Source organism: Bradyrhizobium sp. STM 3562 (genome assembly GCF_045571435.1).
Classification (GTDB): Bacteria; Pseudomonadota; Alphaproteobacteria; order Rhizobiales; family Xanthobacteraceae; genus Bradyrhizobium.
In genome coordinates this window covers 2494934-2518001 of record NZ_CP120694.1, presented here as the reverse complement: position 1 = coordinate 2518001, position 23068 = coordinate 2494934, and the positions used below count along the sequence as shown (strand labels likewise).

At 58.3% G+C, this 23068-nt stretch carries 17 protein-coding genes and 1 pseudogene; 8 read left to right on the top strand and 10 right to left on the bottom strand.

All coding sequences use genetic code 11. From position 1 onward, the window contains the following. Window positions 1-8: 8 nt before the first annotated feature. Window positions 9-818, bottom strand: coding sequence for an indole-3-glycerol phosphate synthase TrpC (gene trpC, locus P6U23_RS11520; RefSeq protein WP_407181415.1), 810 nt, complete (start codon window positions 816-818; stop codon window positions 9-11). Window positions 819-1391: 573 nt separating this feature from the next. Next, window positions 1392-2018 carry a cupin domain-containing protein gene (locus tag P6U23_RS11515; RefSeq protein ID WP_407179872.1) on the bottom strand — a complete coding sequence of 209 codons (627 nt, stop codon included), beginning with the start codon at window positions 2016-2018 and terminating at the stop codon, window positions 1392-1394. A 316-nt stretch (window positions 2019-2334) separates the two neighbouring features. Between P6U23_RS11515 and P6U23_RS11510 the strand changes: the two genes are divergently transcribed. Then, window positions 2335-2730, top strand: a complete 396-nt coding sequence (locus P6U23_RS11510) for a hypothetical protein (RefSeq protein WP_407179870.1) — start codon at window positions 2335-2337, stop codon at window positions 2728-2730. A 284-nt stretch (window positions 2731-3014) separates the two neighbouring features. Further along, window positions 3015-4031 carry an NADP-dependent oxidoreductase gene (locus tag P6U23_RS11505; protein ID WP_407179868.1) on the top strand — a complete coding sequence of 339 codons (1017 nt, stop codon included), beginning with the start codon at window positions 3015-3017 and terminating at the stop codon, window positions 4029-4031. Window positions 4032-4233: 202 nt separating this feature from the next. Here P6U23_RS11505 and P6U23_RS11500 read toward each other — a convergent pair. Continuing rightward, window positions 4234-5058 (bottom strand): annotated as a pseudogene (locus P6U23_RS11500) (alpha/beta fold hydrolase). A gap of 573 nt (window positions 5059-5631) precedes the next feature. Between P6U23_RS11500 and P6U23_RS11495 the strand changes: the two are divergent. The 3 genes from P6U23_RS11495 to P6U23_RS11485 all read left to right on the top strand — a co-directional run bounded on the left by P6U23_RS11495 (window position 5632) and on the right by P6U23_RS11485 (window position 11163). Further along, window positions 5632-8502: an ATP-binding protein gene (locus tag P6U23_RS11495; RefSeq protein WP_407179866.1), complete on the top strand. Its 2871-nt coding sequence runs from the start codon at window positions 5632-5634 to the stop codon at window positions 8500-8502. Between the two features lie 462 nt (window positions 8503-8964). Beyond that, on the top strand, window positions 8965-9747 hold the full coding sequence (locus P6U23_RS11490; RefSeq protein WP_407179865.1) for a sensor histidine kinase: 783 nt from the start codon (window positions 8965-8967) through the stop codon (window positions 9745-9747). Window positions 9748-10005: 258 nt separating this feature from the next. Further along, window positions 10006-11163: a LysR family transcriptional regulator gene (locus P6U23_RS11485; RefSeq protein WP_407179864.1), complete on the top strand. Its 1158-nt coding sequence runs from the start codon at window positions 10006-10008 to the stop codon at window positions 11161-11163. Window positions 11164-11297: 134 nt separating this feature from the next. Here P6U23_RS11485 and P6U23_RS11480 read toward each other — a convergent pair whose 3' ends face one another. From P6U23_RS11480 to P6U23_RS11460, 5 genes are all read right to left on the bottom strand, one after another. Continuing rightward, entirely contained in the window at window positions 11298-11765 is a 468-nt protein-coding gene (locus P6U23_RS11480; RefSeq protein ID WP_407179862.1) for a DUF1348 family protein, read from the bottom strand. Window positions 11766-11963: 198 nt separating this feature from the next. Further along, complete coding sequence (locus P6U23_RS11475) at window positions 11964-14813, bottom strand: ATP-binding protein (RefSeq protein WP_407179860.1); 2850 nt, start codon at window positions 14811-14813, stop codon at window positions 11964-11966. Window positions 14814-15008: 195 nt separating this feature from the next. Then, window positions 15009-16268: an MFS transporter gene (locus P6U23_RS11470; protein ID WP_407179858.1), complete on the bottom strand. Its 1260-nt coding sequence runs from the start codon at window positions 16266-16268 to the stop codon at window positions 15009-15011. Window positions 16269-16623: 355 nt separating this feature from the next. Continuing rightward, a complete protein-coding gene (locus P6U23_RS11465) occupies window positions 16624-17163 on the bottom strand; it encodes a DUF4863 family protein (protein ID WP_407179856.1) in 540 nt (179 codons plus the stop codon). 12 nt (window positions 17164-17175) lie between these two features. Beyond that, on the bottom strand, window positions 17176-17937 hold the full coding sequence (locus P6U23_RS11460; protein WP_407179854.1) for a nitroreductase: 762 nt from the start codon (window positions 17935-17937) through the stop codon (window positions 17176-17178). A gap of 360 nt (window positions 17938-18297) precedes the next feature. Between P6U23_RS11460 and P6U23_RS11455 the strand changes: the two genes are divergently transcribed. From P6U23_RS11455 to P6U23_RS11445, 3 genes are all read left to right on the top strand, one after another. Next, window positions 18298-19275, top strand: coding sequence for a LysR family transcriptional regulator (locus P6U23_RS11455; protein ID WP_407179853.1), 978 nt, complete (start codon window positions 18298-18300; stop codon window positions 19273-19275). A 308-nt stretch (window positions 19276-19583) separates the two neighbouring features. After that, window positions 19584-20222: an HD domain-containing protein gene (locus P6U23_RS11450; RefSeq protein WP_407179851.1), complete on the top strand. Its 639-nt coding sequence runs from the start codon at window positions 19584-19586 to the stop codon at window positions 20220-20222. Between the two features lie 127 nt (window positions 20223-20349). Next, window positions 20350-21420: an MFS transporter gene (locus P6U23_RS11445; RefSeq protein ID WP_407179849.1), complete on the top strand. Its 1071-nt coding sequence runs from the start codon at window positions 20350-20352 to the stop codon at window positions 21418-21420. A 234-nt stretch (window positions 21421-21654) separates the two neighbouring features. On the opposite strand, the gene P6U23_RS11440 is transcribed toward P6U23_RS11445, so the two are convergent. Together P6U23_RS11440 and P6U23_RS11435 are read right to left on the bottom strand one after the other, a co-directional pair. Further along, window positions 21655-22368 carry an alpha/beta fold hydrolase gene (locus P6U23_RS11440; protein ID WP_407179848.1) on the bottom strand — a complete coding sequence of 238 codons (714 nt, stop codon included), beginning with the start codon at window positions 22366-22368 and terminating at the stop codon, window positions 21655-21657. A 97-nt stretch (window positions 22369-22465) separates the two neighbouring features. Beyond that, window positions 22466-22969 carry an AMP-binding enzyme gene (locus P6U23_RS11435; RefSeq protein ID WP_407179846.1) on the bottom strand — a complete coding sequence of 168 codons (504 nt, stop codon included), beginning with the start codon at window positions 22967-22969 and terminating at the stop codon, window positions 22466-22468. Between the last annotated feature and the right edge of the window lie 99 nt (window positions 22970-23068).

The following is a 23068-nucleotide window of genomic DNA, read 5'->3' as shown; positions in this document are numbered from 1 at the left end:
GGGCGCGCTCAGCGTTCAGGCCCTGCCGCGCCGCCCAGGAGCGCCCGCGTTGCCGCTGTAACGTCGGCATGACGCATCAGGCTCTCTCCGACGAGAAAGGTCGATATGCCGATGCGCGACAAACGGATCAGATCGTCTGAGGTCGAGATTCCGCTTTCGCCCACAATCAGCCGGCTGTCCGGGACGTACGGGGCCAACTTCTCGCTGACCTCGAGCGTCGTTTGAAACGTACGCAGGTCTCGGTGATTGATGCCGATCATCGGTGATTTCAGGCACAATGCACGATCAAGCTCCGCGCGGTTATGCACTTCAACCAGCACATCCATACCCAGCTCGATCGCTGCTGCCTCCAGGTCCCTTGCGATTTCATCATCGAGAGCAGCCATGATCAGCAGAATGCAATCCGCTCCGAATGCGCGCGCTTCCACTACCTGATAGGGATCGAACATGAAATCCTTGCGCAGTACCGGCAAGCTCGTTGCCGCACGCGCCAGCGCCATGAAGTCCAGCTCACCTTGAAATGATGGCTTGTCGGTCAGCACGGACAGGCAGGCGGCTCCACCTGCTTCATAGGCTTGAGCCAATACTTCCGGATCAAATTCCTTCCGGATAAGGCCTTTCGATGGTGACGCCTTTTTGATTTCTGCAATCAACGCATACTCACCTGACACCTGCTTTTTGCGGATCGCCGAGATGAATCCCCTCGGAGGCACTGCAGATTGCGCGCGCGACAACAGCTCCGCCAAGGTGCGTTCACGCTTGGCAAGCTCGATCTCCTCACGTTTGTAGGCTTCTATTCTCTTCAAGATGTCTGGCATCATATCCGTCTACCTTGTTCCACTGAGGCCGACCTGGAAGGCGCGGTGGTTCCTGTCTCACAGGCGCCGCCACTCCGGCAGCGGCGCCTAACACTCGAGGCAATAGCGCACCATGAATTCGATCATGGCACGGTGCGAGACGTCTAGATCTAGGAGTGTGCGTTCATCCAACGCGGCCAGCGACCGCGCCGCGCGCCTAGCCACGCGCTCTCTGGCCCAGCACGCTCTCAACTCAGTTATCAACTTCCTCGGCCACTTACTGGTGTAGTGACAAGTGCTATCATCATCCCGTTGTCTCGCAGTCCCGAGTTCTCGCGCACCCTCACAAACAACCTCCATATTCAGTCGGTTCGTAGGAGTGCTCATCATGGCGCTGTGCCGCTACAACCCGACTACGTAGTTCTCGAATCGGATTTCAGTTGAAACCTCCTTTCTCAATTTCGCCATGAATCGCCGCGAGACGCCGAGGCGGTGGCTGCCGGTCAAGGCAGGCGCCGACGCTAGGCGCGAATGCAACGCGCACGCGCGGCGGTTGCTGCACCTGCCCACCGACGGTCACGAGGGCTGCTAGCTCTAATTGCCGGTCTGCGCGTCAGGAGTGGTGAGAGGCTGATCGCCGGCTTCTACGATAAATACGGCCAAAAGACTTGCTGGCTCTGTGTCGCTCGCGTTTTCGCTGACAAGATGATGTGCCCCCGGGTCCTCATAGAAGCTCTCACCGGCGCGGTAGGTTCTGGCCGGCTCAGCGCCAACTGCGCTTCGGATCGCACCGGAAAGCACGTAAGCATAGATGAACGCCGATTTCGCGTGATAATGAGAGCGAGACCTTCCAGCAGGTGGATAATTCACGAGCACCGCAATCAACTTCCGGTCGGGCAAATTTGGTATTGGCCGCTCGAAAACCGGCTTGACGCTTTCGGACGGACGCTCTGACAGGGCGGCCACCGTTATGGCGGAATGGACGGCTGCACCGGAGGCCGATGATATCGCCGACGGCAAAGTAGCGACGTTGACGGTCGCGTCCGCCGTTTGGGCAGAACCCCTCCGTATCGGACTTGATGTAGCCGGCGCTGGAACTATAACGCCTGTTAGCGCAATATCACCATCTGTTCTTGGTGCTGTCTTTGCCGGGGTCGAGAGGCTCATGATGATTATCGCAGCTTTGGCAAAGCGCATTGCAACTGGTAGGGATGACCGCATTCCGTACTCCTGTGCCGAGTGCCGTCTGATTTGAAACACCCGTTTCAATAGTTCCGCATCCGGTGAAAATTCGCCGACTCATTGCTGTCACGGTGTCGGAAACGCCGCTCTTTCGAAGCGCGAAAGTCACTCACAATTGGCGAACGCGGAAGTGAAACGATTTCATGAGGAAATTGAGCCTAGCGCAGTTCAGGCCGAGTCGGCCCGCCGCCACCCCGAAGCTGAGCGCCATTCATAAGGTCGTTGCAGGATTATCATTTGGCTGACTCGCGGCCCTGCCTTAGAAATTGTTGGCTTCTTCCAACGTGGAGAGTATATGATGAACGACCTGTATGGTTGGCTCCTGAGCCAACATCACGGATTGCGTACATTTCAGCTCTTCAGGCAGAAGCTCGCAATCCTTGCTGCAGATGAACCGGACCAAAGAGCCTTGTACACGCTGTTGAGCTTGCAGGCAGCGCGCTACATCGAGGCTTTGGATGAAGAGCCGGTTCCTATATCGGTTGCTGATTGCGCTTATGAAACTCTGCTACGGCTTCTAGCCAGCCTCGATCTATCTGGATCTGCGGAGCGCCGGTTGTCTGATCTAAACCGTGTAGCTGCGGTGGATCTTCTGGATCCATCGGCCGACGTTCGCTGGGACCCAAGCGCGCCAGCCGTTCGAAGCACGCCGCAAGGGGGTAGACCCAACACCGCCGGCGTGGCCAACTAGTGCTGTTACCAGCATGAATGGTGCTGAGCGTCCAGCGTCGCGCATGTCCGAGACGCGGCCTCAGTCCGCGGTCGAGCGTCTGCACTGGATATGAACCAGCGGGAGTTTCAAGCTGCAGGCATTTCACTTTGTGCGGACACTTGCGAGTGATACCGACGTGTGTCCCGTAGACCCTACAGCCGTGTCATCGAACGGCTTACTCTAGACGTTCATTCGGGGCAGCGGTCCATTGCACTACGTCCGCCCCGGACGTGCTCAACTTACAAAAGCTCGTGAGGCTCAGGATGGCAGATAGGCTAACCCGCAACGCCGCGCATCGTACTTTACCAAGCGAGATCAAAGCCTGGCGCGTGCACGCCTTTGGCGCGCCCGAAGCCATGATCTTCGAGTCCATTGCCCGGCCCAAACCCGGTCCTAACGAAGTCCTTGTCAGGGTACATGCAGCGGGCGTTGGACCTTGGGACGCATGGATTCGATCCGGCAAGAGTGCATTGCCACAGCCTCTCCCTCTCACACTGGGCTCTGATTTGGCTGGCGAAGTTCAGGAGGTCGGAGCGGGCTCGGTCAACCTGGACATAGGTGACCAGGTTTTCGGCGTAACAAACACCCAATTTCTCGGTGCCTATGCCGAGTACGCCGTCGCGTCTGCTTCGATGTTGGCTCAACGACCACACTCGCTTTCTCCCGTTCAGGCAGCATCAGTCCCGGTCGTGGCGGTCACGGCCTGGCAAGCTCTTTTTGAATACGCTCGCTTAGCAGCGGGCCAGACGGTGCTTATCCACGGAGCGGCTGGAAGCGTTGGCGGATACGCCGTACAACTCGCGCACCGAGCTGGCATCCATGTCATCGCGACCGCGGCGGGTGCGGACATGGAGTACGTAAGGAAGCTTGGTGCCGCCCAGGTCCTCGACTATCGATCGCAACGCTTCGAGCAGGAGGTCAAGGAGATCGATGCGGTCCTTGATCTCGTCGGTGGAGACACGCAGGCACGTTCGTTCGCCGTCCTGCGCGAGGGCGGAAGGTTGATCTCCACGGTCTCACAACCAGACCAACAATTGGCAACCGATCGCAGAGTGACAGCGGAGTTCTTTCTCGTCGCTGTAACGACGGAAAGGCTGAACCTTATCGCCGAGCTCGTTGATCGCGGTGAATTGAAAGTTGAAGTCGGCACAGTACTTCCGCTTGCAGATGCGAGAAAAGCCCACATGATGCTTGAAGGCCGGATACAACGACCAAAAGGCAAGATCGTGCTTTGCGTGGATTCGTCCGAAGAGGGCTCATCCTCCAAGCCGGCCCCTTGAACGAGTCTCACCGGCTCATCGGTCGGGGAACAGCATCTTGGCGGCACGCCCCGTTGAGCGGGTGCTGAACAGTTAGCTGTGGAGCTCGCCGTGGCCCGGAAATCACAGCGTGTCAGGCGGCCGCAAGAGCAATCTCCTTGCGGATCGCAGCCCCACCGAACTCCGCCAATCGCCGGCCATGCGCAGATCCTCGAAGCCGGAATTACTGCCGCGCTGCGATGAACGCCAACAGCGCCTCGTTGATCACGTCCTTGCGGGTCGTGCACATGCCGTGTGGAGCGCCTGGGATCAACTTCAGTTCGCAATTCTTTATGAGCTTCACAGATCGCTTGGCAGAGTTTTCGATTGGAACGATCTGGTCGTCGTCGCCGTGCAGAATAAGCGTCGGCACATCGAACGCTCTCAAGTCGTCCGTCTGGTCGGTTCGGAGAACGCCTTTATGCAAAAGAAGGAGGCGGCCAAGCTCGCCATCATTCCTGGTTCCCAGAACGATTGCCGCACGCCGTCGGAAACCCGGGCTCCGGCACGATTGTAACCGTAGAACGGGGTGCTGAGATCGAACCAGAAACCCGACCGATCACGCAGAACATTCGATCGCATCCGATCGAAGATCTCAAGCGGCAGACCACCCGGATTGGCTTTTGATCGCACCATCAGCGGCGGCACCGCCCCGATGAGCACAGCTTTGGCCACGCGAGACGTGCCGTGCCGGGCGATATACCGGGCGACCTCTCCACCACCGGTCGAATGACCGATGTAAACCGCCCCCCAGAGATCGAGGGCTGTCACCAGTTCAGCCAGATCGTCCGCATAGGTGTCCATGTCATTTCCATGCCACGGCTTGCCGGAACGCCATGCCCGCGGCGGTCATGCGCGATGACACGGTAGCCGCGCTCTGCCAGGAAGAACATCTGATCCTCGAGGGCATCACCGCTGAGAGGCCAACCATGGCTGAATACAACCGGGTTTCCTGCACCCAGTCGCTGTAGTAGATGTCCGTACCGTCACGGGTCTGGATGGTCGGCATTGGAAAGCCCTCTCGTTCATCGCTGCTCGCTCATCACGCTGCGCGCTCGGCTGACTCCATAGACATTGCCGCCTTGCCATGCTGGAGACTTTTGCAGATCCACGGAAGTGAAAGGATTTCACCGGTCCAATGTACAGTTTGCGTGCGGAGGAGATCGGCTGCAGCCTGCGACGGCACCACGCATGGGATGCTCGTCAGATCGGCTCCGCCGGGACCCCGATGCCGACGGTCTCCTGCACCCAACGGGATCCTGTGCTGCTAGAGCAGGAAATATAAAGGAAACTTCTGTGCAATGGTTGTGGTTCTCCGGGAAGCATTCCCGAAGGTTGCGGCGAGGTCGGCCCGCATCGCAGCAATCGCTCGGCGGCGATCCGTTTGACTACGCGTGAGATTTGCAGCACCGACAGCCCCGCCACCGCGGAAGTCACGCAGGGAGTTCCAGAAAAGACCGACCGATTGAAGCTTGAATGGGACCAAGATACCATTCACCTCGTGAACAGGCGTGAAAGATGGTTCAATGGTGTAACACGATGCCTTTGCGGTGCACGGCTGAGATCGGCGGATTTGTAAGCTATGACCGAACCGGCTACCCGGCTTCGTAAGGACGTGTTCGTATTTGAGCCTTTCCGACTATACGTCGCGGAACGGGCCCTGATGAAAAATGATGAGCCGCTGGCGGTTGGTGGCCGGGCTCTCGACTTGTTAATTGCGCTTCTGGAACGCGCGGGAGAGGTCGTCAGCCAAAAGGATTTGCTCGCACGAGCCTGGCCGAATCTCATTGTCGATGAGGCTAATCTGCGGGTCAATATTGCCGGCCTGCGCAAGTTATTTGACCCTGTCGGCACAGGTCAGCGCTACATCGCAACCGTGTCGGGACGCGGCTACTGCTTCGTCGCACCCGTGCAACGCTGGACGGACGACGTCTTTCCGGAGGCCGGCGCAGCCCCCGTCAGGATGAAGAACAGCTGCCTTCCCGCGCCTCTCACGCGAATGGTGGGACGGGATGAGACCGTGCTTAAACTCTCGGCTGAACTGATGAAGCATCGCTTCCTGAGCATTGTGGGCCCAGGGGGCGTTGGAAAAACCACGGTTGCTATTGCCGTGGCTCATGCAGCGCTTGAACGCATTGGCGAGACCACCTGCTTTGTCGACATGAGTTCGCTTGCTGATCCGGCATCTCTTCCGAGCACGATCGGGTCAAGTTTCGGATGTGCAATTCAGCCACGCGATCCGACTTCATCTCTCATCACCTTTCTCCGGGGCAGGGCTGCACTCCTTGTGATCGACAATTGTGAAACAGCGATCGATGCTGCTGGAGATTTAGCCGAGCGGCTTCACCGACACGTCGAAAGAGCGCACATCATAACCACGAGTCGCGAAGCCTTACGTGCCGATGGCGAGCGCGTCCACATCTTGAACTCGCTCCATAGCCCTCCTGATCGGCCCGACTTAACGACCAACGATATACTTTGCTATCCAGCGGCGCAATTGTTTGTGGAGCGCGCGTCCGCAGCTGGATTGAAAACACCCCTGACCGATCCGGATGCTCCGACGGTCGGAAGGATCTGCCGCAGACTAGATGGCATCCCCCTCGCGCTTGAACTCGCGGCCAGCCGTGCTGGCTCGCTTGGTCTTCGCGCCACCGCGGACCTGCTGGAAAATGGATTTGCGCTCGCGTGGAAAGGCCGGCGTACGGCAGTCGCCCGGCACCAGACAATCACTACGATGCTCGACTGGAGCTATCGGATTCTGTCCGAACTCGAGAAACAGGTCCTCTGCCGAGTGTCCGTCTTTGTTGGCGATTTTAGCGTCGGACTTGCTGCAGCACTCGTCTTAGACGCGAACGCAAGCCGACAGGCAATAACCGAGGCCCTAGCAGGGCTCGCGTCAAAATCCCTTCTAGCAGCTGAAGATGACGACGGCGAAACCCGCTACCATCTGCTGGAGATCACGCGGTCCTATGCTGCAGCCAAGCTCGAGCAGCGCGGGGACGCGCACAGCACCCACCGAAAGCACGCGATGATCTTCTGTGAGCTTTTATGGCGACGAGTCGGGCTGCGGTCCGTCTTCGATTCCGAATCAAGCGATCTGCTCGGATTCGGCGGCCATGTCGGCAATATTCGCGCAGCGCTCGGCTGGGCATTATCAGATCGGGGAGACCCAGCACTCGGTCCACAGCTCGCTGCCATGGCGGCGCCGCTGCTGATCCGATACTCCCTCTTCGACGAATGCCGGCGCTCCTGCCAAAGAGCGCTTGCCGTGCTGCCACACCAGGAGGAAGGCCAGCGACTCGAAATGGTTCTCCAAGCGGCGCTGTCGTATACATCCATGTTCACGAAAGGCAACAGCGGCGAAGTGCAGGCGGCCCTTCAAAGGGGTTTGGCAATCGCCGTGAACCTCGGTGACAGCGCACATCAGCTGCAATTCCTGGCCGGCTTGAATGCATTTCTGTACAGGACCGGGGATTTTCGAGGTTCTCTCGCAGTCGCCAGACAAGCGAGGGCCACGGCCAAAAGCAGCAAGATTGCAGCCGGGGTGGTAGCTGCCGAGTGGATGCTTGGCGTTGCCTACCACTGCGTCGGCAACCAATACGCTGCTGAACACCACTGCCAAAAGGGTATGGCACACTCGATAGAGCTTGCCGTCCACGATCCAATCCTGTTCGGCTACGATCATCGAGTTCGCGCGCTGGTCGGACTGGCTGGCACTCTATGGCTGCGTGGCTATGCGAGCCGCGCTCTCAGAACGGCAGCTCAGGCCATCCGTGAAGCGGAGACCAAGAGCGAGCCGATTTCGCTTTGCATGTCGCTCTACACTGCTCAGGTCTTCCTGAGAGCTGGTGACGTGCAGCGCGCGCGCGATCTATCTGATCGACTGGTCGACTGCGCAACCCAACATGGCCTCGACCCTTTCCGTTCCATTGGCATGGCCTTCAGGGGTGAGGTTGCCGTTCACAAGGGAGAACTCGAGACCGGAACTGAGCTGCTCCGGCAGGCGCTGGTGTCACTTCACTCTGAGGAGCACGAAATTCTCCATACCATATTTTCCGGCGCTCTCGCTCAAGGTCTCAGGCTGCAGCAACGCCTCGACGAAGCACTCGCGATAGTCGACGGAGCCATCGATCGGGCAAACGGCTCGGGAGGAGCGGTAGAGCTTGCGGAACTGCTGCGTCTGAAAGCGGAAATTGTGGCAGCGAGAAAGCAATCAGATCGCGGCTGGGCATTGGATCTGATCGACCGTTCTCTGGATACAGGAAAAGAACAGGGCGCCCTGGCTTATCAACTTCGCTCAGCCATCACGCTCGCGCGCTTCCAAGGCCAACATGGTTGCGATCGTCGCGCTCAAAACGTTCTAGCATCCATTTACACGCAGTTTACGGAGGGGTTCGAAACCCCTGATCTCCAGACAGCGCGGGCCATTCTGGCCAGCCATAACATAAGTTAAGCCGACGCCGTTTGCTGCGCCGCGACTCGCAGGAATGTTCCCTTGTGCAATTTACAAGTTTTAACGGGTATGGCCGTGACCCGCATATTACAACTCTCGTCATGCCACGCGTGCCGTGGCGCGCTCGTGGTCTACCATCTACGCAGATGGTTTTCTCACATGGACTGAAGAGTCCCCGAAGCGGACAGCCCTGCAGACACGAGCGAAATGACATGTTCGTGCCCAAATGCGAAAACTCTCTGATTATCACGACCGTCATTCCGACGAGCCGGTCGGCGCGAGCAACGACCTGGCGCCGCCGACCTTGCGAGCCCACATTGGCGCTAATGGAGGCAAGCCCGAGCTCTAGAATTCTCTTTACAGATTCTTAGCACGTTTAACTCGAAAGCATAGTCGAAGCCGGTAACATGGTCCGTGGCAGGGTGATGTTCTTCCAAAGCCAGCAAGCTGAAAGGGAACACTATGCACGACGCGACCGACATTATCTTGCACCGAGAAACGACGGCTCATTTCGCCGCAAGTCACAAGAATACCTGGTCCATTGACGGCACCGCGCAACCGCATTTGGCCTCGGAGTTTGAGGCTGTCCTGCTTGCGATCGCAGGTCACGATCTGCGTCAGCCACTCCAAATCATCCAGAGTGCACACGAGCTTCTTGGAATGGGCGTTCGCACAAGTTCGGAGTTGCGGCTGCTGCAGTCGGGACAAAAGGCGATAGACCGTCTAAAGGAACAGCTTGCGTTGCTCACGAGCGCCCTTCGAATGCGGGAGCACACGAACTCTCTTAAGCTAGCGCCGGTCTGCGTAGGGGACATCCTGAGGCAGGTCTACCGAGAGAACGAGGAAGCTGCCTTCAGTAACGGTGTCTTCATCCGCATGATCCCGTCCGAGGCCATCGTGATGAGTGACAGCCTACTGTTGGGAGCGGCTTTGCGCAACCTGCTCAGCAACGCCATCAAATACACGCGCCCGGGTGGCCGCATCCTGCTAGGCTGCAGACGCTGCGGTTCAAATCTACGCATCGAGGTACACGACACTGGCGTTGGCATCTCGAGCGAGCATATGCCTAGGATATTCGATGCCTTTACTCGCTTCGATCCACTGCAGCACGAGGGCCTGGGCATCGGCCTTTTCATCGTTCGTCAGGCGCTCGGCTTGTTAGGTCATCGCATCCACGTAGCATCTCGACCATCATTGGGATCTCTCTTCTCGGTTTTGGTCGCCCGGTTCGAACTGCAAGATTGAAATCTCGCATCGCCCGACGCTCTTTAAGAAGGATCGCTCAAACGATCTATTGGAGTTTCATGTGCGCTACAAACTGCATTCAATCCGCTGCCCAATAAGGGCAGGAGCTCCGGCCGAACCACTCCGACTTGGATCGAAGATCGACGGTGCCCATCAACTGTTCGTCTCGACCGCTTATTCATTCAAAGTTTGGCGGGGCGCGGTTCGGCATGTGCACTGCAACCCATTCCTGACACTCATGACCATCCGGGTTCGCGCATGACCACGCCATTGAACCGGTTAGATCTGAATCTCCTACGCGTCTTCGACGCGGTCATGGAGGAGCGCAGCGTGTTGCGGGCAAGCCAGAGAATATGCCTGAGCCAGTCTGCGGTCAGCCATGCTCTGGCGCGGTTGAGAGAAGTGCTCGGGGATGAGCTATTCATCCGCACCACAAGCGGCATGCAGCCGACCGCACGGGCACTCACGATGGCTCCGCTGGTGCGTCAGGCGTGGCAATCTCTCGAAAGGGCGATGGGTGCGCCTAAATTCGAGCCGGCGAGGTCGGCTCGACGGTTCACCATTGCAGTAAGCGATTTTGTGAGCATGGTCATGGTACCCCGGCTCCTAACTCTGCTCAGGCACGAGGCCCCCTTTGTCGAACTCGTTATTCGGCCGGAGAGCGTAACGGATTTGCCCGAACAGATCGACCTGGGACACATCGACGCGGCAATAGGAACTTTCTCGCAGATAGCGGCCCGGTTCCGGTCGAAATCGCTGTTTTCGTGCGACGACGTTCTGATAGCCAATTCTTCTCGACCGCTTGGAAAACTGTCGCGCGAAGCGCTTTCCAGTCTTTCGATCGCAGCGGTGTGTCTGCATGGTGAGCACGATGACATTGTGGATGGGTTCGTATCTGAACGCGGCCTGGCTCGGCGATCGGAGATGTACGATCGGGCTGCCTTGGAACAGGCACTTTCCGTTTTGCGGCAGAGCCCCCCAATAGTCGTGTCGCTTCCGCACTTCGTCGCTCTTCCGAGCCTGCTCGAGCAGTCAGACTTGACGGCGATCGTACCGCGCCCACTTGCCGTATCTTTGGCCCGCACACAGCCGCTGTCAATTTACGAACTGCCCTACCGCTCCGGTTCGTTCGATGTCAGCGTTCTATGGCATGAGCGCACCAACGATGACGTACCGCAACGATGGCTGCTCGATCTCCTGGCGCGTGCTACCGAGCATGTGCGGGAGCAATTGACGAAGCCGCACCCCTCCGCAGAATCGGCGTCAAGCCCCACGGATATTTGCCGAAAAACCCGACGCTTGGTCGGCCTCAAGCCCATTGGGCCAGTCGCCACCGAACTGCCGACTGTCATGAAAGGCTCAGGTCAGGCGCACGCCTCAGCGCCAGGACTCCTGGGTATCTCATCGGCGCGCTAGATCGAGACCAGACGATGAAGCAAGACAGCGTCATTGGGCGAGGCCTCGCAGGGTTCAGCGGATCACGCCGAAGACGGCATCCGCGCTTAGGCGGTTTCGCAGCTCTCCAACAGATTCGCGGAGGCCTGATTCGATCAGAGATCGAAATCGCTCAGCTCAGGATGGTCCTCCGGTCTGCGCCCAATTGGCCACCGAAGGACCCGATCCGCTTCTTTGATTGACTGGTTGTTGAAGCTCTCGATACGTCGTTGGATTAGCCCATCCGAATCGATCTCCCAGTGTTCATTTCCGTATGACCTGAACCAGTTGCCATCAATGTCATGGTATTCACTTGCGAAGCGCGAAGCGATCCGATTACCGGCAAACGCCCAGAGCTCCGCAATTACTCGATACTCGAGTTGCCTTGACCATTTCGAGGTCAGGAACGCCTCGATGGCTGTACGTCCAGAGAGAAATTCGACACCACTGCGCCAAAAGCTGTCAATTGTGTAGCTCAGCGCTACATGCGCGGGCTTTTGGCTATTCCAATGATCTTCTATGATACGTACTTTGTTTGCTGCGGTGGTCCAGGTGAAAGGTGGCGCTGGAAGGCGGGGTGACATGCCATGCGTCCAGTGACTTGATCTCAGCAAAATGAACGCGGAATGATCGGAATGCCAGTTCTTTCCTGTAAAATGCTGTAAATTGGTACGGCAGTTGCCGCGCGGTGGGGCTCAAAATCATAACCCTCGGTCGCACTTCTCCAAAGCGGCTCGTAAAGGGGGGGTTGGGCGCTCAAGCCTGCAGCAAGCTCGAGTTGGCTACGAGTGTTTAGCTGCCACCTCAATTTCACGAAGCTGGCGCGCCGCCTGGACCAGATCAGCAGTTTCGAATCCCTCGGTGAACCGCTCACGCACCTCGCCAAGCAGTTGTCGGGCTTCCGCGACGAGCCCACGATCCACCCACAATTGGCTCAAGAGCAGAGCCGAGCGCAATTCCCAGCCGAGCGCCGACTGCCGCCGCGCGCATTCGAGGGACTCACGGAGGGATGCCTCGGCGGCGGACAAGTTGCGGGGCGATGCCAGCAGCAGCACTCTGGCACGCGCCCGCAGCATATCCGGCACCTCGAAGGTTCCGGAGCCATTCCTCGCATCGGCCAGCAAGCCTTCGATCATGCTGGAGGCTTCCGTGAACTCGCCGGCATCGGCCAGCCCCTCCGCCAGTGCTCGATAGACGGAGGAAGAGAGCATGTATCGTCCTTCGGCTCGCAGAATCGATAGCGCCTCCCGGAGCAACCCGATACCCGGCTGTGTTCGCCCTCGGGCCAGCAAGAGCTCGCCTTTCAAACCCATGCCGCCAGCTTCGTAATTTGTGAGCGAATATTTGGTAGCACAGGTGATGAGGCGTTCTATGAGGTCGTCTGCGATTTCCAGATCGCCGCGCCACAAGAACACTGGGGTCGCGTGCTGAAGGCAAATACACACCGAAACCGGATGATCTTGTCGTCCGGCGACTTCTATGCCTTGGTAGGCCAGTCGCGCCGCATGGTCGGGAAAGCCTCTAAGCCACATCGTTCGCGCGTAGCCGATCAACGCTCTTACTTGGTGATCGAACCCGAATGAGTGCACTTCACCTATGCCCGCACCCGCAGCGGCGTTGAAGCCTTTTTCGTAGCTCCGCTGCGCCGACAACTGATTTCCGACCAAGTGGTGACTGGCACCTAACATCCACTCAGCCGTCACGGCCGCACGCACTCCCCCGACCGCCGCTGCTATCGCGGCATAACGCTCGGCCGCAATCAAGGACCCGCCGAACTCCGCCATTCGTGCGAGGTGAAGATTGAGGCCAGCCAACAGCTCCAACTGATATTCCGGGTCCCCAAGCGCGTCGGCTAGACCCAGCGCTCTCTCCAGTACAGTGCCAACCTCGGAGCTGTCGCCATGGCCATGGTTCGATGAAATCGCCAAGGACAGTTGGAGTTCCAGTTCGAGCTTTGTGCCGCGATCCTCTTCCGCCAACCTATTTATTGCTTGCAGCGACCAGCGCCGACATTCGCCGAGCATTGACAACGCCAGAAACAGCGGCGTAGCGCCGGCACCGAGGGCCACTCCGACCGAGGCGTCTCCCGATGGCGAAAAGCTCCATTCTAGCGCTGCTCTGATATCGCCGATGTGGCGAGTATAACCTGCCAGATCGCGCCCCCTTGCCGCCGGTGTTCGCACTCGTCCCAGGTGCTCTGCAAAATAAAGCGCATGCTTCCTTGCAACTACGTTGTCCTCGCCATGCTCCCTGGCTTTGAGGGCCGCATATGAGCGAGTTGTATCAAGCAGGCGATACCAACTTGCGCCATCTGCAGGCGAAACCACTATGAGCGACTTGTCCATCAGGCTTACGATATCGGTTGCAACTTGCAGACCGTCGTGGTCGAGCCGGGACACAACGGCCTGAGCCATTTCCAAGGTGAACGCTCCCACGAATACCGAGAGCGCAGCCAAGGTCGCCTTTTCATCGTCGGACAGGAGCTCGTAGCTCCAATCGAGCATCGCTTGGAGCGTCTGGTGCCGCGGCACACCCCGTCGCGTTCGCCAGACAAGCATCAGATGATCGCCAACCAGCTTGGCCAAGCCGCTGATTCCGTATGCGCTTACTCTGCTTGCGACCAACTCGATCGCGAGCGGCATTCCATCCAGCTGACGGCAAATGTCAGCGACCAGATTGGCTTCCTCGTCGGAGAGTTCATGCCGCACTCCTCCGGCAGCGGCACGCTCCATAAAGAGTTGCACAGCCGGAAACGCCAAGGCCTTTGCCGCGGTCAAGCTCGAGTTGCTGCCGGGGAGTTCGAGCGACTGGAGCGGATAAATGTTCTCACCCTCTGCGCGCAGAGCCTCTCGGCTAGTCGCTATGAGGTGAACGAATGGTGCTTCTCGGCACACATGCTCTGCAAATAAAGCAACAGAGTCGAGAACGTGTTCGCAACTGTCGAGAACGACGAGTAGACGCTTGTCAGAAATGAAGCTCAACAGCCGCTGGCTCGAGTCTTGCGTCTGCGCGAGGCACCCGATGGCCGACGCGACGGCTGTGATCAGAAGTGCGCCGTCTCTCAGCACGCTCAAATCGACGAAGCAGACAGCCCCCTCAAACTCGTCAGCGAGCGCATGTGCCACGGCGACGGCAACCGTGGTCTTTCCGACACCTCCGGGACCAACGATGGTGACGAACCGGCGGGATCTGACGTCCGAACACAACACTTCGACTGTCTCGTCGCGTCCCACCATACGGCCCAAGCGGTCGGGAAGCGTGTCAGATCGCGGGCGATCGAACACCAGGTTCGGGGATGGCCGGACGGCGTGAGCCCGCTGAACCGGCGCGACAAAGCAATAGCCCTTTGCTGGGACATTTGCGATGTAACGCGCACCCTCCCGGCCGTCACCCAGCGTCTTACGCAGACCAGCGATTTGCACGCGAAGGCTCGCCTCGTCCACGATAACGTCCGACCAGACCCGCTTGAACAACTCGCGGTGGCTGACAACCTCCCCCGCTCGCTCAACGAGAATGATCAGGATATCGAGGGCGCGGCTCCCCAGCGGGACTGGTTCACCTTCGTTCAGAAGAAGTCGTTCGGAGGCGAGCAATCGAAATGGACCGAACAGGTACGCTTCGCCTTCGTTCAATCGCTGTTGCAAGACAGCAAACCCCAAACCCTCGGGCCTGTTACCCAGGTACGGCTAGTTATTGCAACGCACCACGACCGCTGCGCGGCGTCCGTATTCCCCATAACTAGCACATTTTGCCGGAATTGCGATTTGCTACGAAAGTTGTCCGTACCGCCAATCCGACGAGAGACAACCTGTTCCCATCGGGAACAATCAAGCCAACGGCTCTCGGTACCGGTCCCTGAACTGCACAAGGGCAAAACTGCTAAGCAGACTCGTAGCGACCACCGCAAACGCGGGTGCACGGGTATCTCCGGTGAAATCTATGAGCCACGTGGCCAAAGCTGGGGAGAGGGCTCCCACCATGACGGTCAATCCATAGGCCAAAGCGACGGCGGTGGCACGTAGGGCGGTAGCGAATAGTTCTGCGAGGGTCGACATCAGGGGGCCGATATAAATCGCGTTCAGCACTGCAAGCGTGGATTGAACCAGCATCAGCATCTGAACAGAAGGCGACGCCGTCACTACCATATACGCTGGATAGGTGATCAATGCATAAGTCGCACTTGCAAAAAGTAGCAACGGTTTTCGCCCGACGCGATCGGATATCGTCGCCGCAACAAGAGTGCAGACGATCATCACGCATGTTGCCACGATCGTCGCGAGCAGCGCGCCGGAACTGGGCAGTCCCAACTTTCGAACCGCGAAGGTCGGCATATAGACGAAAACGATGTTACCGGCGACGACATAGAGACTTAGGATCCCGACCGCCAACAGGAGGGGGCGCCTCGTTCTGATAGCCGCACCAGCTAGCCCGCTCTTCTGCTCCTGTTGCTTCGTCAGAAACAGGTCAGGCTCTTGCACCTGGGACCTGATGTAAATGCCTATCGGGACGATGGCTAGGCCCAACATGAAAGGCAGCCGCCACCCCCACGATTCTATCTGGGCAGGCGTCATAGCCAAATTGACCGTCATGACCACGATCGCCGCAAGCACAAATCCTATCTGCTGACTTGCCGCATTGAAGCTTGCGTAGACCCCCCTTCGGTTGGGCGGAGCAATCTCAACCAGAAGCGCGGTCGCACTGCCTAGCTCGCCTGCTCCTGAGAAGCCCTGAAGTAGGCGCCCGAACAGAATGAGCAAGGGAGCCGCAACTCCAATGCTTTCGTAAGTGGGCGCAAACGCAATGAGCGCGGTACCAAGGCCCATGAGATACATAGCCAAGCAGAGTGATGCCTTGCGGCCAACGCGGTCTGCGTAGAGGCCGAGAACGACAGCCCCGACCGGCCGCATCGCGACTCCACCACCGTATGTGGCAAGCGCCAGGAGCAACGAAGTAACCTCATTTCGAGCAGGGAAGAAGAGCTTCGCCATGGTAATGGCGAGCACGCCATACGCAAAAAAATCATACCACTCAAGCAAATTGCCGATGGTAGCAGCGATAATGGCACGCCGTCGCTTCGGGCTATACAAACTACACGATGGAGCTGGACTGAGCTCTGAACAGGACATGGGAGACGCTCGAACTTCTTAGCTCGTGGTCTTTTCGAATGTGGGGAGTGAAAAAGAATGGGTTCTCACAGTTGGTGCAACGATCTCAGGCGTGGGTGGACTTGGCCTCATCGCAACCTATCACCCCAAAAGAGCTGTTCCTGTGGGATTCGAATAGACGTAGGATCGAGCGAAGGGCCATTGATAGACCGGCGCCTCCGCTAGGTCACAATTGCTGACGCCTACGTCGCGCAGGGCGATATTGTCCAATTGGACGTGATCGGCCACGATCGACCGGATGTCGAATGCTGAGCCTCGCGGCAATCGGCTTGTACTGTTAAGATGGTGCTTTCACATCGTACGATATACGCCCAGCGGGAAGATAAAATAACGCGATTACTGCCCCTCCTCTCACCTCTGGATAATGCTGACTTCCGGGATCGGGCGCAGTCCAGCCCGCCCCCTGCCACCCTTGTAGGCCCTTCAATTGCGCGCCCTCAGTTAACGGAACGACGAGGTTGAGTTCGCCATACGGGTGCCCGTGATATTGGCCGCGCAACATGTCTATATCGTCCTCGTCCTTGAACCGGCGCGGATCATCGCTGTTCATGTAAACCGCCGTTACGCTGAAATGAAATGTCTCGGGCCGCGGCTCTAAAATGCGGCTGCGGCGATAGTTTGGCCCTTCCACCTCCTGATTGGCGGCCCACCCCTCCTCGACACCAAGCCTGATCAGTCGCGAAAGATCCTGATAGAGCTTGCTCTCCGGGCCATAGGTCCTGTTGAGCCACCGTTCCATCTCGGCGCCTGGCGTCATATTCTTGACCTCCGCCAGGAACGGGATGCTGCACTGAATCAGATCCTCTCTGCTGCCCATTGGCTTGCCTCCCTAGCTTTCAAACCCAGTAAAGTCGGCGAAGTCGTCGAGATCGGCGCGAGGCATCGATTTCAGCCCCGGCTCAACCTTGGCGTAACCCACCGATATCCCGCATACGACCATCTGCTCCTCAGGGATCGGTAGCTGCTCGCGAAGAATCTTGTGATACTTCGCAAACGTCTCCTGAGGGCACGAATCAAGGCCCCGGCCGGCGGCCGCCAGCAGCACATTTTGGAGGAACATCCCGAGATCGAGCCAACTGCCGGCTTCAAGGCGACGATCGATCGTGACGATCAAGCCGACAGGCGCGCCGAAGAACGTATAGTTTTTTGCCGTTTGGTCTGCACGCGCCTCGACATCCGTCTGAGCGATACCAAGCGAGCCATAGAAGATCTGGCCAAATTCCTGGCGGCGCTGACGATACGGCGACGGCAAGACATCCGCATAGTATTTGTACTCAGAGACATGCTCTGTCCTGGCGTTACGATGAGCTTCAAGAAGCGCGGACGAGAGCCGCTTCTGGGGCGCACCGGAAAGCGCATAGACATTCCAAGGCTGTATGTTGGCTCCGCTCGGCGCAAACCGCGCGACTGCAAGAATCTCTCTGATCGTGTGCCGCATGACAGGCTTTTCCGAGAATTCACGACAGGCGAACCGGCCCAAGATGATGCGATCAATCTCAGGGCGGCCCGCTTCCTCGGGCGCTTGCCGCTGCATCAACTCGGGACCAAACACTCTTTCCCCCAAACTATGCAGGCTCTGCTCCGGGGCCATCGAGCTTTCGCCGCGAGGAACGGCACAGATCGCCGTTTTAGACAAGATACGCGGGACCGTTCGCTTCGTTGCAGCCTCATCGCAAGCGAGCTGCGGCGGGTTACGCCCGGCGCGACTTCCAATTGATCGCATCCGACTCCTCATAGCGTCTCCCTCAAAGCATTCTTAAGCCGAAAATAATCACCGTTTCTCAATCAACCGGAAGTGAAATTTTTGCAGCACGATCTTGAACGCGGCTCACGCCCAGATGTATGGCTTGGGCGGCCTCTCGACGCCTCTGATTGTATTTAGAGCCGATTGGGGATTAACTAGTCGACAGCTCCAGGCGGCTGAGAGCTTCCCGCGCTAGGAAACCCAATCGTGCCCGTATCCTTCAACACACTAGACCTGAATCTTTTAAAGGTTTTCGATGCCGTCATGGAGGAACGAAGCGTTCTGCGGGCAAGTCAAAAGCTCGCACTGAGCCAATCGGCCGTAAGTCATTCATTGGCGAGACTTCGCGAGGTGCTGGAGGATGATCTCTTTGTGCGTACGGCGGCCGGCATGCAGCCGACCTCCCGCGCATTGGCCATGGCCTCTCAGGTACGCGACGCGCTACGCGCTCTCGAGGCGGCTGTCGAGCTACCTACGTTCAATCCAGCCCTATCGACAAAGCTGTTTACGCTCGCTGCAAACGACTTCACCACACTGGCGTTGGGGCCCGCTTTGCTGATGCTGCTTGGCCGTGAGGCGCCATCAGTCGATCTGGTCATCAAACCCGTGACACGGATCGACCTCGCTGAGCAACTCGATCTGGGGCGAATTGATGTCGCAATCGGGGTGTTCTCTTCGCCTCCAAGCCGTTTTAGGACTGCGCTGCTGTTCGAATATGACGACGTGCTGATTGTGAGCGCGAGCAGGAAGCTCTGCCGGATCGACAAAGCCGCCTTCGAAAAGCTGTCACTGGTCGTTGTCTCCTTCGGCGGCGAGCAGGAGGGGGCTATTGAAGGGTTCATCTCCGAGCGGGGCCTGGCGCGGCGGTCCGAAATGTACGATCGTGCAGCACTCGAGAAGGCGTTCGGCGACAGCGACCTGCCGCCACGAATGGCCATTAGTTTGCCCCATTTTCTGGCGCTGCCAGCGCTGATCGAGGGCAGCGAACTCGCAGCCATCGTGCCTCGTCCGCTGGCCAAGGCTTTCGAACGGACCCATTCGATAGCGATCCACGAGTTGCCTTACACGACGAACCCGCTCGAGGTCCGGTTACTCTGGCACGAGCGCGTTGACGAAGATCCATCCCACCGGTGGCTCCATGACATCCTTCGGCGCGCTACCGAGAGCCTTCGTCGCGCCGGCTAGCATCTTGCGAATTCATTCGCGACGTCATGGAGGATCACAATCGGCGTCTGTCTTCACGGTCATGCTAGCGGCACGGCTACGATCGGAAGCGTACACCCGTGTTGCGATCAATTTTCTCTCACGATGCATCACACCCAATATCTTCTTGCAAGATCTTCATACGGTCGGGGTCTTCACGACTGGCTAATACAATCCATCTGTGCTCAATGGGGTCGCGCCTGCGAAGAACGGCTGATCGCGCGCGGACCGCCTCGGGCGTGTGATCGCATATGATCAGACACGCCGATACAGATTGGAAGGAGTTCGACATGGCCGACGAGATTTGCGGTATCAAGATTCCCGACAGCAAGATCGCACGCCAGGCGGCCGAATTGGTGAGACAGCACGAGAGCGAGATGTTGTTCAATCATTCGGTTCGGGTGTTTGTGTTCGGTGCGATGCGAGGGGTGCGCGAGAATGTGAAATTCGACCCCGAACTGCTTTATATCGCTGCCCTCTTTCACGATTTGGGCCTGGTTGATGCCTATCACACGCAGACGAAACGGTTTGAGGTCGATGGTGCAGACGCAGCGCGCGATTTTCTGAGGAGCCACGGCATACCCGAGCCGAAAGCCGATCTGGTGTGGGAAGCGATCGCTTTGCATACGACGCCGGGCATCCCCCAATTCATGCGGCCGGAGATCGCCCTCACTAACGCCGGAGTTTTGGTAGACGTCGTCGGCGTTGGATATGACGACTACTCAGCAGAACAGCGCGAGCAAGTGATAGCCGCCCTCCCCCGCGGCGACTTCAAGAACGAGTTTATCAAAGTCCAAACGTGCTCGGCGGTGAGGAAGCCTCAAACAACCTTCGGAACAGTAAACTTTGACTACATCGAATATCACGATCCGTCATTTAAGAGGCCGAACGCCTGCGCGCGGATTCGCAACACCCCCTGGAAGAGCTAGGTGCCGCAGACTGCCTTTCAGGGAAGCGGCGCGATACCGGGCTTAATGTTCTGGCGATATGCAAGTGTCTCATAGAAGCCTTCTTTGGCTAACCCTCGGCGCATTTTCCATTGGGACAGAGGGTTTCATGATCGCGGGCTTGTTGCCGGATCTCGCACGAGACTTGAACGTCGGCGTCCCGGCCGCAGGTCACTTGGTCACGGTGTTCTCATGTGCCTACGCCATCAGCGCTCCGGTCATCGCAGTGCTGACGGCCTCGTTTGAGCGGCGCAGCCTGCTGATCATGGCTATGCTATGTTTTGGTTTGGGAAACGTGTTGGCCGGAATGACCCCTAACTACATCGGATTGCTGGCGGCTCGGCTGTTACTGGCATTGTCCGCGGCCGGTTTCATGCCTGCGGCGAGCGGGTATGCCGCCGCTCTGGGGGGCCAGGGGCGGCGGGGCCGCGCCCTCTCCATGGTGACCAATGGGCTAACCCTGGCGATTATCGCGGGTGTTCCGCTCGGCGTGCTGGTTGGCGAAGGTTTCGGCTGGCGCGCCACCTTCTTTAGCGTGGCAGGACTGGCAGTTCTTTCGGCGATCGGGATGCTAACTCGAATGCCCGGCCAGCGCCCCGGCATCATCCCGACTCTTGGCGAGCGCTTTGCCCTTGCCAAGCGTCCCGACATGCTCACGCTGCTGGCGACGAGCCTGCTGACCGTCGCGAGCACCTTTTCCCTCTACACCTATCTCAGCGTCTTCGTGGCGGAGGTTGCCGGCATTGGCCCCCGAGGACTGATCATGGTGTTGCTGGCCTTCGGGCTCGCCAGTGCAATCGGGACGTGGCTCGGCGGCACGATGACTGACAAATGGGGTGCAAGCCACACCGTGACGATTGGTTGCGGCCTAACCCTTCTGGCCTATTTTGTACTGTCGTTCGCTCCAGCGCTCCCGGCGAAGGAAGTCACTTGCGCACTCCTGGCAGCCTTGCTCCTTTGGGGCTTCGCAAGCTGGGGGACGATGACTGCACAGCAAGCTCGGCTGGTGGCACTGGCGCCGCCCTTGGCCTCCGTCAGCCTTTCACTGAACTCATCGGCCATCTATCTGGGCAGCGCCACAGGAGCAGCAGTTGGGGCGACGGTCGTCGCGCAGGCGCAGTTGTGCGTCTTGGTTGGGTGGCGACGCTCTTCAGCCTCGCCGCCCTCATGTCGGTGCTAATCGCACGCAAGATCTCTTCTAAAGAAAAACGAGAAGAAACATCCTGACGCGGGTTTCGCAGTAGCAGGAAAAACTCCTCGGCACTGAACCCGACGGCTCTCGATCCTCTGGCAGGTTTCAAGACGTCCTGCGCCGGGCCGAGAGCCGCCATGTCCAATATCTCTGGCTCAATTTGGATGAGGACAAAACTGGCTCGTTCGTCAAAGGTGCCCGCCTTGTGGAGAACGGCTCCAACTAGTCTCTGCCAGCCTCGATAACCGCTTGCGCCAGTCGTGCCGGATTCGAGAAACACAGTTCGTGACTTCCCGGTGTTTGAACGAGCCGATAGAGTCCCAACTTTTCCGAAAGCCTCGGATGTAACGGGAAGCTGTGAGGAAGTGCTGTATCTTCCGTGCAATTGATAAAGGACTTCGGCATCGCCATCTCGGCCGGGTTCGTACGCACCACAAGCTTGTCGGTGAACGTCTTGAGCGGATGCGGGTTCAATCTATCATACGCACGCCGCGCTGTTTCCAAGTCTGCATCGTTGATGTAGGCGTCGCGCCAGATTGGAAACGGGAGCACCACCGAACCGTCACCGAGGCTCGTGAGGAGGCCTGGATAGTGCGATGGCACCAGATCGCTCAAGGATTCTCCATTGTTGGCTACAAAAGCGCTGAGATAGACTAACCTGCGAATGCGGCTGGCCATACGGTCGGCGACGCCAGTGATGACAATCCCCCCATAGCTATGACCGAGCAACACGATGTCGTCGAGGTTGCTTTCCGATATGAAATCGAGGATCGATTGGATTGCGTCTTCAAGCCCCGTCGTCTTTGGATCTCCTGGCCTATTTCCCGTCATTGTCGGGGTGAAGACAGAGTGACCAGATGCTCTTACTAAAGCCGCGACAGGCTCCAATTCCGCCCCGCTGTGCCATGCACCGTGAATCATAACGTAGGTCGACACAAGAACGATCTCCTTGATCTTGATGCGCAGCAGAATCCGTGGCGGGTGCCACCTGTTGATGTGACCCCCGCCCAGATCTGCTTTGTATCGATTTTGGCTAGTCTCTATTCATTCGACGGATGCCCAAGATTGCTTCCGCAACAGCTTCACGATCGACGTTCCCGAGCCGGTCGCGGGGCACGCCGTCAACCGCTGTCACCAGGTCCGGAAGTTCGTGCTCGGCCAGATGCAGCCTGGCCGCCGCCAGAATTTGATCGATTGCCGCGTCGCCACTTTCGTCTTCAAGCTGCACAACGGCCGCTACACGGTGGCCTAGCACCGGATCCGGCACACCAAACGCGCACGCATCCCGCACCATTGGGTGGGCCAGCAAGGCGCTTTCCACCTCAGCCAGTGAGATATTGGAGCCGGCACGAACGATCACATCCGCCTTATGCTTGGCGAGAGGCGCCACGTTCCTAATCTCTACAGACTTCGCCATCTCGGCCTTCTCCTGCATCCGACGTTCTTGCTCGAACCGGCAAATCAAAGTTTCATTTCTCTCTGGCAAACCTTTAGATCCGCTTCCGTCCAGAACCGAGTGAAGTTCCTGCAGCTTCATTATTTGGAAGCTGCACTTGAGCCCGGATCTGGGCGGCTACTATCGGAACGTTTGCACAGGGCCGATTTCCCGATGACGAGCACAGCCTCGGTGTCGCTC